At 69.4% G+C, this 16,484-nt stretch carries 16 protein-coding genes; 11 read left to right on the forward strand and 5 right to left on the reverse strand.

Annotation, left to right across the window (positions count from 1 at the left end):
- Window positions 1-419 precede the first annotated feature (419 nt).
- Complete coding sequence (locus CHB84_RS21230; RefSeq protein ID WP_217898679.1) at window positions 420-1,043, reverse strand: winged helix-turn-helix transcriptional regulator; 624 nt, start codon at window positions 1,041-1,043, stop codon at window positions 420-422.
- Window positions 1,044-1,082: 39 nt separating this feature from the next.
- Here CHB84_RS21230 and CHB84_RS21235 point away from each other — a divergent pair, with 39 nt between their 5' ends.
- From CHB84_RS21235 to CHB84_RS21265, 7 genes are all read left to right on the forward strand, one after another.
- The gene (locus CHB84_RS21235; protein WP_245818884.1) at window positions 1,083-1,988 is read left to right on the forward strand and encodes an alpha/beta fold hydrolase; all 906 of its coding nucleotides are present in this window, start codon (window positions 1,083-1,085) and stop codon (window positions 1,986-1,988) included.
- A gap of 132 nt (window positions 1,989-2,120) precedes the next feature.
- A complete protein-coding gene (locus CHB84_RS21240) occupies window positions 2,121-3,143 on the forward strand; it encodes an NADP-dependent oxidoreductase (protein ID WP_089303430.1) in 1,023 nt (340 codons plus the stop codon).
- A 56-nt stretch (window positions 3,144-3,199) separates the two neighbouring features.
- Window positions 3,200-3,424, forward strand: coding sequence for a heavy-metal-associated domain-containing protein (locus tag CHB84_RS21245; protein ID WP_089303431.1), 225 nt, complete (start codon window positions 3,200-3,202; stop codon window positions 3,422-3,424).
- A gap of 134 nt (window positions 3,425-3,558) precedes the next feature.
- Window positions 3,559-4,452 (forward strand): AAA family ATPase, encoded by an 894-nt coding sequence (locus CHB84_RS21250; protein WP_245818885.1) that lies wholly within the window; start codon window positions 3,559-3,561, stop codon window positions 4,450-4,452.
- Window positions 4,453-4,514: 62 nt separating this feature from the next.
- Window positions 4,515-5,630, forward strand: coding sequence for a vWA domain-containing protein (locus CHB84_RS21255; protein ID WP_089303432.1), 1,116 nt, complete (start codon window positions 4,515-4,517; stop codon window positions 5,628-5,630).
- Window positions 5,614-6,744: an XdhC family protein gene (locus CHB84_RS21260; protein ID WP_089303433.1), complete on the forward strand. Its 1,131-nt coding sequence runs from the start codon at window positions 5,614-5,616 to the stop codon at window positions 6,742-6,744. Before CHB84_RS21255 ends, CHB84_RS21260 begins: the two co-directional genes overlap by 17 nt.
- Entirely contained in the window at window positions 6,732-7,679 is a 948-nt protein-coding gene (locus CHB84_RS21265) for an ADP-ribosylglycohydrolase family protein (protein ID WP_089303434.1), read from the forward strand. Before CHB84_RS21260 ends, CHB84_RS21265 begins: the two co-directional genes overlap by 13 nt.
- A gap of 6 nt (window positions 7,680-7,685) precedes the next feature.
- On the opposite strand, the gene CHB84_RS21270 is transcribed toward CHB84_RS21265, so the two are convergent.
- The 4 genes from CHB84_RS21270 to CHB84_RS21285 form a co-directional block, all read right to left on the reverse strand.
- The gene (locus CHB84_RS21270; protein WP_089303435.1) at window positions 7,686-8,444 is read right to left on the reverse strand and encodes a hypothetical protein; all 759 of its coding nucleotides are present in this window, start codon (window positions 8,442-8,444) and stop codon (window positions 7,686-7,688) included.
- 85 nt (window positions 8,445-8,529) lie between these two features.
- Entirely contained in the window at window positions 8,530-9,291 is a 762-nt protein-coding gene (locus CHB84_RS21275; RefSeq protein ID WP_089303436.1) for an ABC transporter permease subunit, read from the reverse strand.
- Window positions 9,288-10,265 carry an ABC transporter ATP-binding protein gene (locus CHB84_RS21280; protein ID WP_089303437.1) on the reverse strand — a complete coding sequence of 326 codons (978 nt, stop codon included), beginning with the start codon at window positions 10,263-10,265 and terminating at the stop codon, window positions 9,288-9,290. Before CHB84_RS21280 ends, CHB84_RS21275 begins: the two co-directional genes overlap by 4 nt.
- Window positions 10,266-10,849: 584 nt before the next feature.
- The gene (locus tag CHB84_RS21285) at window positions 10,850-11,401 is read right to left on the reverse strand and encodes a hypothetical protein (RefSeq protein WP_141134771.1); all 552 of its coding nucleotides are present in this window, start codon (window positions 11,399-11,401) and stop codon (window positions 10,850-10,852) included.
- A gap of 451 nt (window positions 11,402-11,852) precedes the next feature.
- Between CHB84_RS21285 and CHB84_RS21290 the strand changes: the two genes are divergently transcribed.
- From CHB84_RS21290 to CHB84_RS21305, 4 genes are all read left to right on the forward strand, one after another.
- The gene (locus CHB84_RS21290; protein ID WP_089303439.1) at window positions 11,853-12,395 is read left to right on the forward strand and encodes a (2Fe-2S)-binding protein; all 543 of its coding nucleotides are present in this window, start codon (window positions 11,853-11,855) and stop codon (window positions 12,393-12,395) included.
- Window positions 12,392-14,770, forward strand: a complete 2,379-nt coding sequence (locus tag CHB84_RS21295) for a xanthine dehydrogenase family protein molybdopterin-binding subunit (RefSeq protein WP_089303440.1) — start codon at window positions 12,392-12,394, stop codon at window positions 14,768-14,770. The genes CHB84_RS21290 and CHB84_RS21295 overlap by 4 nt, the downstream gene beginning before the upstream one ends.
- Entirely contained in the window at window positions 14,767-15,621 is an 855-nt protein-coding gene (locus CHB84_RS21300) for an FAD binding domain-containing protein (RefSeq protein WP_089303441.1), read from the forward strand. The genes CHB84_RS21295 and CHB84_RS21300 overlap by 4 nt, the downstream gene beginning before the upstream one ends.
- A gap of 90 nt (window positions 15,622-15,711) precedes the next feature.
- Window positions 15,712-16,374, forward strand: coding sequence for an SRPBCC family protein (locus CHB84_RS21305; RefSeq protein WP_089303442.1), 663 nt, complete (start codon window positions 15,712-15,714; stop codon window positions 16,372-16,374).
- The last annotated feature ends 110 nt before the right edge of the window (window positions 16,375-16,484 follow it).

The raw sequence follows: 16,484 nt of genomic DNA on the forward strand, positions 1-16,484 counted from the left end.
CCGAACTCGAAACCGCGTACTACGCTCAACCAGCAAGCCCAGCCCACTGCTGAGCTGCCACACCGATGAGTCTCCGGACACCCCGGGGCGGTTCAAGGTTGAGCCCGAATCAAGGGCCGACGGTCGTTGCGAAGGCGGTATGCTATCCCGGCGTCACCGGGACCAGTCGTTCTGGATCATGTTGGCCAACGCTGGTACGACTCCGTCCTTCCAATCAGGTACCCAGTCCGGTCATGTATGGGTCATACGGGGTGGTCGACCAGACTCAGCTAGCGGCACCGAACTCGCCCTCCGTCGCAGTTCAGTCGCGCGTTCCGGGTAGGGCGGGGCTGCTCGGTGGGTTATCAATATGCGAAGGTTGCTCGTCGGCGGCGTGCGACGGACCGGCCGGATCATCGACGTCCCGCCCTGCCCACCAATCATGCTCGCCCGAAGATCGTTTCGAGTGCCTCGGGTGCCCCCTCGAAGTGCCGTGCGGTGCGGATGGCGTCGGCAACGCGCACGGGCCCGGCCGCCAGTCCGAGTACGGTCGCGGCGTCGCTCGCCAGGCGCGCCTGCGCCGCTCCGGACGGCCCGAGGGTCACGGACAGCTCGTCCGTGGCCGCGTGGATGGTGATGACATCCCCGTCCACCTCGATCTCCACGCACGCGGGCCCGCCTGCGGCAGGGCGCCCCAGCAGTGCGCGCAGGGCGACGAGGAGCCAGGACGTGTGGAACGTGTCGTCGCCGCGCCCGGCGGCCATGAGCGGCGTGCTCCAGCGGACCAGCGCCTCCACGGGCTCGCGGAGGCCGTGGCCGAAGTCGGTGAGCGCGTAGACGACGGCATCGTGGGACAGCTGACGTTCGAGGATCCCGTGCCCTTCCAGCTCCCGAAGGCGTCGCGCGAGCAGGTTTGTCGCGATTCCCGGCAACCCGGCCCGCAGGTCGCTGTACCGGGCGGGCCCGACGAGAAGCTCCCGCACGATCAGCAGGCTCCACCGGTCACCGACGAGATCGAGCGCCCGGGCGAGGCCACAGAACTGGCCGTAGCGTTTCGTGCTCACCCGGATCATATTACACTTGACTTTTTCAACCTAAGTTGCTTGTATCAACCAATGGACGAGCGTCCCCTTGGTTCGGAGAGACGTCCTCCGTGGGTCGATGCCGAACTGTTCCCCTTCACCAGCCGGTTCGTCGACGTGCATGGCCACACCGTCCACTACGTCGACGAAGGCGCGGGACCGACGCTGCTCATGCTGCACGGCAACCCGACATGGTCCTTCGTCTACCGCGAGGTGATCAGCAGGCTGTCGGGCCGGTTCCGGTGCGTGGCGTGCGACTATCCCGGCTTCGGGCTCTCGACGGCCGCACACGGGTACGGGTACAGCCCGGAGGAGCACGCGCGTGTGGTCACGGAACTGGTCGAGCAGCTGGATCTGCGGGACGTCACGCTGGTGATGCAGGACTGGGGAGGGCCGATCGGTGTGCATGCCGCGGCAGCGCATCCGGACCGCGTCGCCGCGCTCGTCGTCGCGAACACCTGGGCATGGCCCGTCAACGGGGACGCGCACTTCGAGGTCTTCTCGCGCGTGATGGGCGGCCCTGTTGGGCGCATGGCCATCCGGCGGCTGAACCTGTTCGTCAACGCCATGCTCCCGGCCGGGCACAAGCTGCGGAAGCTCTCCAGCGCGGAGATGGCCCACTACCGGGCGGCGTTGCCCGATCCCGCGGCCCGGCACGCGAGTGCCGTGCTCCCGAACGCCATCACAGCCGCGCGGGACTTCCTCGCCACGGTCGACTCCGAGCTGACCGCGCTGCGGCAGCTACCGGCGCTCGTGCTGTGGGCCGACCGCGACCCTGCGTTCCGGGCCGCCGAACGCGAGCGGTGGCAACGCCGGTTGCCGGACCACACCACGGTCACGATTCCCGGTGCCGGACACTACGTACAGTCGGACGCACCCGGGCCGTTCGCCGACGCGATCGCCGGATGGTTCGGTCACGGGAGCTGATCGTGGCCGGTCTCCGCACGGCTCGAGCACCTGCTGGCTCAGGGGCGTGGAAGCGAGGTGGCCTCGCGCCGCGGCCGGTGTCGCAGATCATGCGCAGGTGACTCGCCGAGGATCCTGTGCCAGGCTCGCGGTATGGGTATTCCTTCGACAGCTACTGAGATCCACTTGGCATCCCGACCGGTCGGATTGCCATCCAAGGACGACTTCGCGATCGTGCGGGCGGAGGTCCGTGAGCCCGGGGACGGTGAGGTGGTCGTGCGCAACGACTACCTCTCGGTCGACCCGTACATGCGGGGCCGGATGAACGATGTGAAGTCCTACATCCCGCCGTTCCGGGTCGGCGAGGTCATGGACGGCGGTGCCGTCGGCACCGTGGTCGCCTCGCGGTCGGACGAGCTCGCCGTCGGCGACACCGTGCTGCACGAGTACGGCTGGCGGGAGTACGCGGTCGCCCCCGCCACGCGGTTCCGTGCCGTGGACACCACGCGTGTGCCTGCGTCGTCCTACCTGAGCGTGCTCGGCATGCCGGGGCAGACGGCCTACTTCGGGCTCTTCGACGTGGCGGCGATGCGTCCTGGCGACACCGTGTTCGTCTCCGGCGCAGCCGGAGCGGTCGGCAGCCTCGTCGGTCAGTTCGCCAAGCTGCGGGGTGCGCGCCGGGTGATCGGCTCGGCAGGATCCGCCGACAAGGTCGCCTACCTGCGCGAGGAGCTGGGCTTCGACGAGGCGTTCAACTACAAGGACGGGCCGGTCGCCGAGCAGCTGGCCGAGGCGGCTCCCCGCGGCATCGACGTGTACTTCGACAACGTCGGCGGCGACCACCTCGAGGCTGCGCTGACATCCCTGCGCACCTACGGGCGCGTGGCGATGTGCGGCGCGATCACCCAGTACAACGACACCGAGCCCGCGCCGGGGCCACGCAACCTGTTCCTGGCCGTCACCAAACGGCTGAGCATGCGCGGTTTCATCGTGATGGACTTCGCCGAGCGTGCCCGGGAGTTCACCGCCGAGGTCTCCCGCTGGGTCCGGGATGATCGAGTTCGTGTTCGGGAGACCGTCACCTCAGGCATCTCCAGCATGCCTGACGCGTTCCTCGGCCTGTTCTCCGGCGACAACCTCGGCAAGATGCTGGTGCGGCTGGACCACTCCGCGTAACCCAGGTACCCCTCTGGGGTATATTAGCCGCAGGAACGTCCGGGAAGGAGACTGCCGTGGCCGAAGAGAGCACGTACACCGTGACCGGGATGACCTGCGGGCACTGCGCGCAGGCCGTGCGAGACGAGCTCGAGCAGGTCGACGGGGTGACCGGGGTGTCGGTGGAGGTCGCCACCGGCACCGTCACGGTACGCAGTGATCAACCGGTTCCGGCCGAGCGGGTACGCGCCGCCGTCGAGGAAGCAGGCTACGAGGTAGGGGGACAGCAGGCAGCCGTGTGAGCCTGTCCGGCGGCTGGGGGAGAACTCTCGGCCCGCCGGACAGGATCGTTCGTCGGAACTGACGAACAGCAGGCGACACGGTGATCGTGCTATACACGTGTGCTTACCGGGTGTAGAGGGCTAACCTTCATGGTGTGACTCCCGATACAACAGCCGCCAGAACCCCGGAGGAGCTGTCGTCGGCACTCGAACGGACCGGCTACCTGCCGGATGCCGGAGTGGCGACGGCGGCGTTCCTTGCCTACACGATGGGCCGCCCGCTGTTCTGTGAGGGCGAGCCCGGTACCGGCAAGACGTCGCTGGCCGCGGCGCTGGCCGAAGGGCTCGGCCTTCCGCTGATCAGGCTGCAGTGCCACGAGGGCATCGACGCCGCCCAGGCGCTGTACGAGTGGGACTTCGCCCGCCAGCTTCTGCACCTGCGTGCGCTGGAGGCGGGGTCGGACGGGGGTGTGGATGCCGATGCGGCCGAGCAGTCCATCTACACCCGCAGGTTCCTCCTCGCGCGCCCGCTGCTGCGCGCGCTTCTCGACGCGCCGTGCGTGCTGCTGGTCGACGAGATAGACCGGGCGGACGACGAGTTCGAGGCGTTCCTGCTGCAGCTGCTCGACGAGAACGCCGTGACCATTCCGGAGCTGGGCGTGATCCGGGCCGATGTCCCTCCGATCGCGGTACTGACCTCGAACCGGACGCGCGAGGTGCACGACGCCCTCAAACGGCGCTGCCTCTATCACTGGCTCGAGCACCCCGACCTGGCCAGGGAGGTGGCGATCCTGCGCAGCAGGCTGCCCGGTATCGGGGAGGACCTGGCCGGGCAGGTGGCTACCGCCGTGCGCAGGATGCGTGGCATGGAGCTGCTCAAACCCCCGGGTGTCGCCGAGTCACTCGACTGGGGGCGTGCGCTGCACGCGCTCGACTGCAGCGTGCTGGATGCCGATACGGCCACCCGTAGCCTGGGCGCCGTGCTCAAGTACCGCGAGGACGCCGACCGTGTCCACGCGGCAGGAATAGACACGTTGCTCGCGGGGTAGCCATGTCCCGACCAACCGTGCACCAGCCCCCCGGCCCGGGACGCGACGCTGCGGGCGCGCACATGGACGTGCTCCCCGGCTTCGTCGGGTTCACCCGCGCGCTCGCGCACGCCGGGCTGCCGGTGGCCACGGACCGGGCGGCCGCATACCTTGACGCCGTGCGGCGGGTCGATGTCGCCGACCCGGAGCAGGTCTACTGGGCCGGCCGGCTGACGCTGTGCTCGGACCCGGACGATTTCGCGACCTACGACGCGGTGTACACCAGGTGGTTCGGCCTGGCGCGCGACCGGGACGGTACCGTGCCGCGCGGAGAGGCCCGCGCCACTGCCGAGCTGGTGCCGCTCGGTGCCACCGAGCCTGCCGCCGAGGAGGACGGCAGCGAGGACAGCACCGTGCACGCCGTGTGTGCCAGCGACACCGAAGTCCTGCGCAGCAGGGACATCGGCGAGTTGACCGAGGCCGAGCGCGAGCACCTGCGCCAGATGCTCGCGTTGCTGCGCCCGGACCCCCCGATGCGCCGTTCGCTGCGACTGCGTCCCGCGCGGCGAGGTGCGCTCGACCCGCACCGGACCGTACGCGCGATGCTCTCCACCGGCGGCGAGCCGCTGCGCCTGCCCCGGCGCAGCAGGTCCCCGCGACCCCGCCGGGTGGTGCTGCTCGTGGACGTCTCCGGTTCCATGCGGCCCTACGCCGACGCGCTGCTGCGCTTCGCGCACGCCGTCACCCGCCGGACTCCCGGCGCCGTCGAGTCGTTCACCCTCGGCACCCGGCTCACCAGGGTGTCCCGGCAGCTGCGGCAGCGCGACCCCGAGCGGGCACTGGCCGCGGCCGGACGCGCCGTTGCGGACTTCGCGGGTGGGACGCGCCTCGGTGACACGCTCCGCGCGTTCCTCGACAGGTGGGGGCAGCGTGGCGTTGCCCGCCAGTCCGTTGTCGTGGTGTTCTCCGACGGCTGGGAGCGGGGCGACGCCGGGCTGCTCGGCGAGCAGATGGGGCGGATGCGCAGGCTCGCGCACGCGGTGCTGTGGGTCAACCCGCACGCGGGCAAGGACGGGTACGCACCGGTTCAACTGGGGATGACGGCGGCACTTCCGCACATCGATCGGCTGCTCGCCGGTCACAGTGTGGCCACTCTGGACCGACTCATCAGGGAGATCCGCGATGCGCGACGTACTTGACCAGCTGAACGAACGCCTGTCCCGTGGCGAGACCGTGGGGGTGGGCACGGTCGTCCGCACGTTCTCATCCGCACCGCGCCCGCCCGGAGCCGCCATGCTGGTGGCCGAGGACGGCACGGTGGTCGGCAGCGTGTCGGGCGGGTGCGTCGAAGGCGCCGTCTACGAGCTCGCGCAGCAGGTGATCAGCGACGGCAGTCCCGTGCTGCAACGCTACGGCGTCAGCGACGACGACGCGTTCTCTGTGGGACTGACCTGCGGGGGGATCATAGACGTGTTCGTCGAGCGGTTCTCGCGCGAGGAGTTCCCGGACTTCGCCCGGCTTGCCGACTCGGTCGCGGGCGAGCACGCCGTCGCGGTCGCCACGGTCGTCGAACACCCGGACGCGGACCGCGTCGGCTCGCGCATGGTGGTCTGGCCGCAGGATGTCTCCGGGTCGCTGGGCTCGGACCGCATCGACGACGCCGTCCTCGACGACGCCCGCGGCCTGCTCGCGACGGGGCGGAGCGCGAGCCTGCACTACGGCCCCGAGGGGCAACGCCGCGGCGAGGGTATGACGGTGTTCGTCAACTCCTACGAACCACCGCCACGGATGCTGGTGTTCGGGGCCATCGACTTCGCCCGTGCCATGGTCCGGATGGGCGCCTTCCTCGGTTACCGGGTCACTGTCTGCGATGCCCGCCCGGTGTTCGCCACCACCGCACGGTTCCCGGAGGCCGACGAGGTCGTGGTGGACTGGCCGCACCGGTACCTGTCCGCCCAGGTGGACGCGGGCGCGGTGGACGAGCGCACCGTGGTGGCGGTACTCACGCACGACCCCAAGTTCGATGTTCCGGTGCTGGAGGTGGCATTGCGGTCGAAACTGGGATACGTCGGCGCGATGGGTTCGCGACGTACGCACGAGGACCGCATGGCGCGGTTGCGCGAGGCAGGGCTGGCCGAGCACGAGCTCGAGCGCCTCGCCTCACCCGTCGGTCTGGATCTGGGTGCGCGCACCCCGGAGGAGACCGCGGTCTCGATCGCCTCGGAGATCATCATGCTGCGCTGGAGCGGCAGCGGCAGGCGGCTGAGCGAGCTGGCCGGGCGCATTCACGGCGACGCGCCATGGCCGGAGTGAGCAGGGAGGACAAGGTGCTCGGCCTGCTGCTGGGCACCGCGCTCGGGGACGCGCTCGGCGCCTCGTTCGAGGGCAGCCAGGCGGTGCCGGCCCGGACGCTCGATGCGGCGGAACGTGCCGACGAGACCCTCGTGCACACCGACGACACGGCCCTGACCTTGGTGCTCGCCGAGCACCTTGCCGCGCGGGACCCCGCGGGGCTGGACGAGGACGTTCTCGCGGATGAATTTGCCGCGGTGTGGCAGAAGGAACCGTGGCGCGGGTACGGGCCCGGCGCCGCGCAGGTGTTCGAGCTCACCGGCGGGGGGATGTCCTGGCAGCAGGCTGCGGTGTCGCTGTTCGGCGGCGCCGGCTCGTACGGCAACGGCGGTGCCATGCGGGTCGCGCCCGTCGCCGCTGTCGGTAACGGACCGCACCACGTCGCCGAGCTGGGTCGCCGCACCGCTGCGATCACGCACGCCCACGAGCACGGCCAGCACGGGGCTGAGGTGCAGGCCTTGGCGGCATACCTGGCGCTGGAACGCGAGTCGGCTCCGCGGGTGCTCGACATCGACCAGTTCCGGCACGACCTCACACGGGTCGTGCGATGCCGCGCGTGGCACGAGAAGCTCGACCGCATGTCGGAGCTGGTACGCACCGGCGCGGACCCGCAGCACGCTGCCCACGCGCTCGGCAACGACATCACGGCTCTCGGCTCGGTGCCGATGGCGGTGATGTCGTTCGTGAGCAATCCGGACGAGCCCATCGCGGCGATCCGGTACGCGATCGGCGCGGGTGGGGACACCGACACGATCGCGGCGATGGCAGGCGCGCTCGCCGGTGCCCGCAACGGTGCCGCGACGCTGCCGGAACGACTTGTGGCGCGCCTGGAGGTCGGTGACCACGCACGGGAGGTGGCCAGGCAGCTGGCTACCGCAGGCAACACGGGCGCGTGAGCCGGATCAGCCGGGACCCGGCACCAGCCGGTGGTAGGCGTTCGCGTGCAGCGACACGGCGTAGTCCCCGGGGGCGAGTAGCTGTGGATGGTCGTCGAGCGTGGCTTCGGTCGGCTCCTCCAGCCGGAAGGTGACCTGGCGCGTCGCGATGCGCAGGCTGGAGGTGTCTGCCTGTGGGGACGACTCGACCAGGATCCCGGCGGCAGTCGGTTCCATGGCCAGTGAGGTGGTGAACTCCCGCGCCGCTCCCGAGACGTGGCAGCCGACCGGACCCGACACGGACAGGCGCGTCGCCACGGAGTCGAACGCCGTGCCGTCCTCGCGGTCGGAGCGCACCGTGAGGGCCGGAGCAGGCCGGGCGGCGAGAGCGGCGGGGTCGGCGGCCAGGCAGTCGGGCCCGAGGAGCAGGGAGGCCCATCGCGCGGCGCAGCGACGGGCGAGCGGGAGTTGGGCCGCCCGCTGGGCCGCGACCAGCCGGACACCGTGACCGTCCGGCACGGCGCCGAACGCGGGGGTCCCGGCCACGTCGAGCACCGACCACTCCCAGCTGTGCGCCACGTCACGCACCGCGGCGCGGAACTCGCGGCTGCCCCTGTCGAAACCGCGGATCACGGCGAGCCGCCCTGCCGAGGCGTTCTGGGGCCACTGCCGCGGTCTCCTGGCGGGGTCGAGCAGCGCGTCGATCGCCGGTCGGACCGCAAGCCCGTGCTCGCTACGGACGTCGCCGGAAGTGGGTGCGGCTGCGGTGTGCGCGCGAACGGTCATGTCGCTGACGGTACAGTGCGCGACCGGAGACTGTGTACGGTGAAGATCATCACCACCCGGCTCCTGCCTGCCGATTCCACACCGGTCAGGTCACGTCCCGCCGCACCGACAGCAGGGTTCCGAGTACGCCGAAGGCGAGCGCGTAGATTGCGAGCAGCGCACCACCCTGCCACGGTTCGAGGAACTCGACGACGGGATCGGTGGTGGCCGTCAGTGCCTCACTGGCTCCGCCAGGAAGGTACGGGTAGTAGTCCCGGATGACGGGCAGTCCCCGCATGAACGCCTCGAGCACGAACAGGTACACCAGTGCACCGACGACGGCGGCGATCTGGTTGCGCACCAGCGCGCCGACACCCACACCGAGCAGGGCGTACAGCGCGACGGCTGCGAGGACGCCTGCGAGCGTCCCCGGGATGCCACTGGAGGTCATCGACAGGTCGATGTCGATCGCCGCGAGCCACGGAAGGGCGATCGCCGTGGCGGCCACGATCGTCACCAGCCCGAAGGCGATGCCGAGCACGGCGTAAGCGGCCAGTTTCGCGGTCACCACATGCCCACGGTGCGGGGTCGCCAGGAACGTCGGCGTCACCGTCTGGTGCCGGAACTCCCCGGTGACCGCGATGATGCCGAGCAGCAAGGCGAAGGTGTTCGCCGCGCTCGCGGTGGCGAACAGGTTGCGCTTGCCCTCCGGCGTGCTCAACGACGGGGACGGGTTCCCCTCGGCGCCGTCGAAGCCGATCGTGAACGCCATGAACGTGCCCATCAGGGCGATCCCACCCAGCAGCAGCCAGAGCCACAGCTTGGTGCTGAACGTCTTGTCGAACTCGGCTTGCACCAGACGGATCATGACTGGCCTCCTGCCCGCGTGGCGTCGTGGTGTTCCCCGGCCGGTGTCGCCTGCCCGGCGGTTTCGGGTGCGGCTTCCCCGGTAAGGGTGAAGAAGATCTGCTCGAGGTCGCTGGTCTCGGTGCTGAGCTCATGCAGCTCGATCCCCTCCGTGAAGGCGAGATGCCCGACGGCCGCGGTGTCCATTCCGGTCACGCGCACGGCGTCGTCGTGCGGGCGCTGCACATCCGCCTTGCCGTCCAGGGCGGTGGCGAGCCGGTCGGCGTCCGGGCTGCGCACCAGCGTCGCGTGCCCGTGGTGCTCGGCGAGCTCGCTCAGCGGTCCCTGCCGGATGAGCGTGCCGTTGTTGACGATCACGACGTCGTCGACGGTCTGTTCCACCTCGCTGAGGACGTGGCTGGATACCAGGATGGTGCGGCCCTGGTCGGCGAGGTGGCGGAGCAGCTGCCGCATCCACTTGATGCCCTCGGGGTCGAGCCCGTTGGCCGGCTCGTCCAGTACGAGCACGTGCGGGTCGCCGAGCAGCGCCGCGGCGAGGCCGAGACGCTGCCGCATGCCGAGCGAGAACTGCCCTGCCTTGCGCCGCGCGGCCGACGTCAGTCCGGTCAGCTCGAGTACCTCGTCGGCACGCTCGCCGGGCAGCCCTGCGACGCGGCAGTACACCCGCAGGTGATCGCGTGCGCTGCGGGCGGGATGGAAGCTGGATGCTTCGAGCAGCGCCCCGACGGTTCGGTTCGGGGTTTCCAGCTCGGCGTACGGTCGTCCGTCGATCGTCGCGGTGCCCTCGCTCGGGGTCACCAGACCGAGGACGCAGCGCAACGTGGTCGTCTTACCCGCACCGTTGGGGCCGAGAAACCCCGTCACCGAACCGGGCTCGACCGTGAAGCTCAGATCGTCGACGGCCTTGACGGTACCGAACCTCTTGGTGAGTCCGGAGACGACGATCCTTCCGGGCTCGGTCACCTCGGTGTCCATAGTGTTCCCCCACGAGAAATCGGAAAGGAGGCTGGTTGGCGAGTGTGCAGCTGTCCGTCGGCTCGGATGCGGACGCCGCAACGGGCGTTACGACGACATCCGAAGCCGGTAGTGGATCGCGCTGACGTGCCTGCGCGGCCACTGTATTCCAGTTCGCTCCGTTCCGCAGGAGAATTCCGATACGGGTGTGTCAGGGGTGCTTGAAGTAACGGTTCGATCCCGGTGTGTACATGAGCACGATCGCCAGAACGAGGAGGACGGGAACGGCGCGGACCACCGCACTGATCAGTCACAGGGCGAACGCTGTGTGAAGTGAGGCCGGCCGCTTCCGCGTGTGCGTCTCGTTCGGGACGAGCTGTGGCGGGTAAGGGTAATTCTGCTGCCGTGGTGGGTGAGGGTGGTGCTGCGGGTACGGCTGCTGCTGCGGGTGCGATGGCTGCCCGGGGTGCTGGTGTGGTCGAGGGCCTGTCCTCGCAGCCAATGTATGCCGGTCGGTACCGGCTTCGCAGGCGAACGCCCGAATCCGTGCACCACACGCGGGCACCGGTCGGTGTGGCGCGAACCGAACGGTACCCGCGCGCGGGTCAGGAGTGCTTGAAGTAGTGGTTCGACTCGGCCCGGAACATGAACACGATGGCCGCGGCGATGATCACGAGTGAGGCGATCTCGAGCAGGCCGATCAGCGAGCCGAGGAACCCGATCGCGAAGTACACGGGAAGCACCATCAGGCCGATGAGGCCGAACAGCAGTCCCAGCCCCCCGAGAACCGTGAGTACGATGCGCGCCCAGTTCGCGCCGCCGCGCATGGCGAACGCCAGGCCGGCGAAGATCACGGCGATGACCAGACCGAAGATGATGCCGGCGGTGCCGCCGGCCGCTCCGGTCTCGGCCTGGTCGACGGCCACCCCGAGCCGGTCCGCCGACTCCTCGACGATCGCGTCCTGACTGGCGAGGGCGAGCAGGCTGGACAGGATGCCGACGACCACGTTCACCATCCACAGCATGAATGCCGTGTCCACCGATTTCGGGCGTGGCGGGGCCTGGACCATGTTCGGGTCGACCTGCGGCGCCTGCGGGTACGGGGGTGGCTGTCGGGCGGGATCGTACGGATCCTGCGGGTCTTGTGGAGATGTCATACCGGACAACTTAGGTGAAGCGCCTGATGCGCGCAGCGGATTCGACACAATTCCTGCACCGCTCGACGCGATCTACCTCATCGCGGCCTGCACCGCGATCCAGGTGGGGTATCCGTACACCGGGGACGTGACGGGACCGAGCCGGCCGCGTCCGGCCTGCCCAGGGGTCCGGGCAGGCTCCGGCTCGTCACTGCATCGGCGTCCGCTCGCATCCAGCACGGCCGGGAACGCCTCTGCCGGTTCGGTCCGGCACGGGATCCGGCCGGAGGGAGAGGCGGACGCTGATCTTGATTAGTCCCGACCGGTTAATTCGCCTCGTGGGGGTTGTTTGCGCTGGAGAGTCGGAGGATCCTCGTATGTGATGTCGGCCACTTGTCGAATGGTTTGTTGCCTCGGCCCGACGTGTTCGTGACGGCCCGCCGGGCACCACCGAAGAAGGAGTTGGAGGCCCATGCGCATTACGGTCACCGTTGATGGAACCCGGTACACGGATGATGTAGAGCCACGAACGTTGCTCGTCCAGTACCTGCGGGAACAGCTCGGCAAGGTTGGCACGGTCGTCGGTTGCGACACCAGCAACTGCGGTGCTTGCACCGTGCACCTCGACGGGCACAGCGTGAAGTCGTGCTCGGTGCTGGCCGTGCAGGCGGACGGCTCGGAGATCACCACTGTCGAGGGGCTGACCCGGGACGGTCGGATGCACCCGGTCCAGGAGGCCTTCCACGACAACCACGCCCTGCAGTGCGGCTTCTGCACACCCGGGATGATCATGCAGTCGGTGGACCTGCTCGCCGAGGACGCCGACCCGGACGAGCAGACGGTCCGCGAAGGCCTCGAGGGCAACCTCTGCCGCTGTACCGGATATCAGAACATCGTGCGCGCCGTACAGGACGCCGCGCACCGGATGCGGCCAGGAGCCGGCCCTGAGGCCGAGCGGGTCGCCGACGAGCCAGCCATGTCCGAGCAGTCGCGCGCGGAGGTGCGTCAGTCATGACCGCGACCGCTGACTCTCACGCAGGAGGCGAGGTCGGGCAAGCGCGGTTGCGCAAGGAGGATGCGCGGCTGATCGCCGGGCGCACCCGGTGGACCGACAACATGTCCCTGCCGGGAATGATGCATATGGCGATCCTGCGCAGCCCGCTCGCCCACGCCAGGATCAACAGGATCGACGCGAGCGAGGCCCGGAGCATGTCCGGCGTCGAGGCCGTGGTCACCGGCGCTGATGTGGCCGATGACCAGGGCAGTCTGCCGTGCGCCTGGCCGATCACCGAGGACATGAAGTCACCGAACGCCCCGTCGCTCGCGGTCGACGAGGTGAACTTCGCCGGTGAGGCCGTCGCCGTGGTGGTGGCCCGGTCGGCTGCCGAGGCGCACGACGCCCTGGAAGCCATCGATGTCGACTACGAGGACCTGCCTGTGGTGCTCGACATGTCCTCGGCGATGACCGAGGGCTCGGACCTCGTGCACCCGGATCTCGGTACGAACGCCAGCGCGACGTGGGTGTTCGACTCCGCGGAGGCGGGCACCGGTGGTAGCGCTGACGAGGCGCTCGCAGGCGCCGAGGTCACCATTCACCGGACGTTCCGGCAGCAGCGCCTGATCCCGGCATTCATGGAGCCACGCTCGATACTGGTCGACCCCACCGGTGAGCAGACCACGATGTGGTCGGCTACGCAGGTACCGCACATCCTGCGCCTGATGCTGGCGATGACAACGGGCGTCGACGAGCACAAGATCCGCGTGATCGCCCCGGACGTCGGTGGCGGCTTCGGCGGCAAGCTGCAGGTGACGCCGGAGGAGGTCATCACCTTCCTCGTGGCGCGCAAGCTGGGCAAACCGGTGAAGTACACCGAGTCGCGGTCGGAGTCGTTCACCTCGGCGCACCACGGTCGCGACCAGATCCAGAAGCTGAGCCTGGCAGCCGACCGCAACGGCACGGTCACCGGGTTGAAGGTCGAGCTGCTCGCCGATATGGGTGCTTACCTACGGCTGGTGACGCCGGGCGTGCCGATTCTCGGCGCGTTCATGTTCAACGCGATCTACAAGATCCCGGCGTATCACTTCTCCTGCACGAACGTGTTCACCAACAAGGTGCCGACGGACGCCTACCGCGGCGCGGGCAGGCCGGAGGCGACGTTCGCGATCGAGCGCATGATGGACGAGCTCGCGGCCGAGCTCGGTATGGACCCGTTGGAGGTGCGGGAGCGCAACTGGATCAAGCACGACGAGTTCCCGTACACCACGGTGTCCACACTCACCTACGACTCCGGCAACTACGAGGCCGCGACGGCACGGGCCAGGGAGCTGTTCGGCTACGACGCGTTGCGCGCCGAGCAGGCCGAACGCCGTAGGCGGGGCGACACGGTGCAGCTGGGCATCGGCGTCTCCACGTTCACCGAGATGTGCGGTCTCGCGCCTTCGCGGGTGCTCGGTGCGCTGTCGTACGGCGCAGGCGGCTGGGAGCACGGCGCTGTGCGCATGCTGCCCACCGGCAAGGTCGAGGTGATCACCGGCAGTTCCCCGCACGGTCAGGGACACGAGACCGCGTGGAGCCAGATCGTCGCCGACCGCCTCGGTGTGGGTTTCGACGACGTCGAGGTGTTGCACGGCGATACCCAGTCCTCGCACAAGGGGCTGGACACCTATGGCTCGCGGTCGCTGACCGTCGGCGCCATGGCGGTCGTGCAGGCGGCGGACAAGGTCATCGCCAAGGCACGCAAGATCGCCGCGCACATGATGGAGTGCGCCGAGGGCGATGTCGAGTTCTCCGGTGGCAGGTTCACGGTGCGCGGGACGGACACGTCGACCAGCATCCAGGAGATCGCCCTCGCGGTCTTCGCCGCCCACGACCTGCCGGACGGTGTCGAGCCGTCGCTGGACTCGGAGGCGACCTTCGACCCGGAGAACTTCTCCTTCCCGCATGGCACACACCTGTGCGCCACCGAGGTCGACACCGAGACCGGCCGGGTACGGCTGCGTTCCTATGTCGCCGTGGACGATGTCGGCAACGTGGTGAACCCGATGATCGTCGAGGGACAGGTGCAGGGCGGTCTGGCGCAAGGCATCGCGCAGGCCCTGTTCGAGGAAGCGGTCTACGACGAGACAGGCACCCTGACCAGCGGCACGCTGGCCGACTACCTGGTGCCGTCCGCGGCCGACCTGCCGTCGTTCACCACGGACCGTACCGAGACCCCGTCGACGACGAACGCGCTCGGCGTGAAGGGCGTCGGGGAGGCGGGCACGATCGCCTCCACCCCGGCCGTCGTCAACTCCGTCGTGGACGCCGTGCGGCACATGGGCGTACGGGACATCGAGATGCCGTGCACGCCGATGCGGGTGTGGCGAGCCATTCATGGAGGTGCGCAATGATCCCGGCCGCGTTCGACTACGAGGCGCCGAACACGATCGACGAGGCGGTACGGGCCCTCGCCGAGGCCGACGACGAGGTGAAGATCCTCGCCGGTGGCCAGAGCCTGTTGCCCGTGCTGCGCATGCGGCTGGCGGCACCTGCCAAGCTGATCGACCTCGGCAGGATCGGTGAGCTGCAGGGCGTCCGCACCGACGGCGACATGCTCGTGATCGGTGCCATGACGAGTCACTACGACGTGCAGCGTGACCCGTTGCTCAACGAGCACGCCAAGCTGCTCGTGATGGCCACGGACACCGTGGCCGACCCGCAGGTGCGGCACAGGGGCACGTTCGGTGGTTCGCTCGCCCACGCCGACCCGGCCGGTGACCTGCTGGCACCGGCGCTGGCCCTGGATGTCGAGATGGTGATCGCAGGCCCGCGGGGTCGGCGCACGGTTCCCGCCGCGGAGTTCTTCGTGGACTACTTCACCACCGCGGTCGGCGAGGACGAGCTGCTCTGCGAGATCAGGGTGCCGAAGTACACCGGGTGGCACGCGCACTACGAGAAGTTCAACCGGGTCGCGCAGGCGTGGTCGATCGTGGGTGTGGCTGCAGCGGTCCGGCCCGACGGGCACATGATCGCGGAGGCCCGCGTCGGGCTGACGAACATGGCGTCCGTGCCGGTGCGGGCGCGGGGAGTCGAGCAGGCTCTCGTGGGTCAGGAGGCGACCCCGGAGGCGATCAGGGCGGCCGCCGAGCACGCGCTCGACGGCACCAGCCCGACCGCCGACGGCAACGCCGACGTGGCCTACCGCGAGCACCTCGCCAAGGTGCTCACCTCCCGGGCGGTCTCCGCCGCAGCAACCAGCTAGCCAGGTGGGAGCCGAATGTGACATCCGGCTCCATAGAAGGAACCGAGGTCACATTCGGCTCCCCCTCGCGGGACGAAAGGAGCTACATCTGTGCGACTTGATCACGAGTTCACGGTGCCTGCACCGGTCGAGGAGGTGTGGCAGGCGTTGCTCGACCCGGAGCGCGTCGCCCCCTGCATGCCGGGCGCAACGCTCACCGGGGTCGACGGCGACGAGTTCACCGCCACCATGAAGGTCAAGCTCGGACCGATCTCGCTGCAGTACAAGGGAACCGGCGAGTTCACCGACAAGGACGAGGCCGCGCGGCGACTCGTGATCAAGGCGTCCGGTAAGGACACTCGTGGAGGCGGCACGGCGTCGGCCGACGTCGCGGTCACGCTCACCGAGGACGGCGGGGTCACGAGTGGCTCGGTCGCCACGGACCTGACGGTCACCGGCAGGCCTGCGCAGTTCGGGCGCGGGATGATCTCCGAGGTCGGCGGCAGGCTGCTCGGTGACTTCTCGACGTGCCTCGGCGAACGTCTCGGCACGGCCCAGGAACCTGCCACGGACCAGACGTCGGCCGGTGCCGGGTCCGCTGCCGGGTCTGGCGCTCCAGCGGCGAGTGGTGGTGACCCGAAAGGCGAGCACGAAGCCGCCCCGATCAACCTGATGGATGTCGCGGGAGCTCCGGTGCTCAAACGCGCCGTACCGATCGTCGTCGGTGCCGTCGTCATCATCGCGATCATCCTCGCCGTCCGCGCCTGCCGCTAGTTGTGCGCTGAATGAGGTTCTCCTCGGGTTTGTGTGGGTGGTGTGCGCGGTAGGTGGGGGTGGTGTGCCGGCTGTGTCAGGCGTGTGGTGATTGTGCGGCGTGGATGAGG

This window comes from Haloechinothrix alba, from assembly GCF_900188115.1.
In the GTDB taxonomy this organism is placed as follows: domain Bacteria; phylum Actinomycetota; class Actinomycetes; order Mycobacteriales; family Pseudonocardiaceae; genus Haloechinothrix; species Haloechinothrix alba.

Coding starts and splice junctions, on each gene's coding strand:
- CHB84_RS21240 (WP_089303430.1), top strand. CDS start 2,121: ATGGGTATTCCTTCGACAGCTACTGAGATCCACTTGGCATCCCGACCG.
- CHB84_RS21255 (WP_089303432.1), top strand. CDS start 4,515: ATGGACGTGCTCCCCGGCTTCGTCGGGTTCACCCGCGCGCTCGCGCAC.
- CHB84_RS21260 (WP_089303433.1), top strand. CDS start 5,614: ATGCGCGACGTACTTGACCAGCTGAACGAACGCCTGTCCCGTGGCGAG.
- CHB84_RS21265 (WP_089303434.1), top strand. CDS start 6,732: ATGGCCGGAGTGAGCAGGGAGGACAAGGTGCTCGGCCTGCTGCTGGGC.
- CHB84_RS21270 (WP_089303435.1), bottom strand. CDS start 8,444: ATGACCGTTCGCGCGCACACCGCAGCCGCACCCACTTCCGGCGACGTC.
- CHB84_RS21275 (WP_089303436.1), bottom strand. CDS start 9,291: ATGATCCGTCTGGTGCAAGCCGAGTTCGACAAGACGTTCAGCACCAAG.
- CHB84_RS21280 (WP_089303437.1), bottom strand. CDS start 10,265: ATGGACACCGAGGTGACCGAGCCCGGAAGGATCGTCGTCTCCGGACTC.
- CHB84_RS21285 (WP_141134771.1), bottom strand. CDS start 11,401: ATGACATCTCCACAAGACCCGCAGGATCCGTACGATCCCGCCCGACAG.
- CHB84_RS21290 (WP_089303439.1), top strand. CDS start 11,853: ATGCGCATTACGGTCACCGTTGATGGAACCCGGTACACGGATGATGTA.
- CHB84_RS21295 (WP_089303440.1), top strand. CDS start 12,392: ATGACCGCGACCGCTGACTCTCACGCAGGAGGCGAGGTCGGGCAAGCG.
- CHB84_RS21300 (WP_089303441.1), top strand. CDS start 14,767: ATGATCCCGGCCGCGTTCGACTACGAGGCGCCGAACACGATCGACGAG.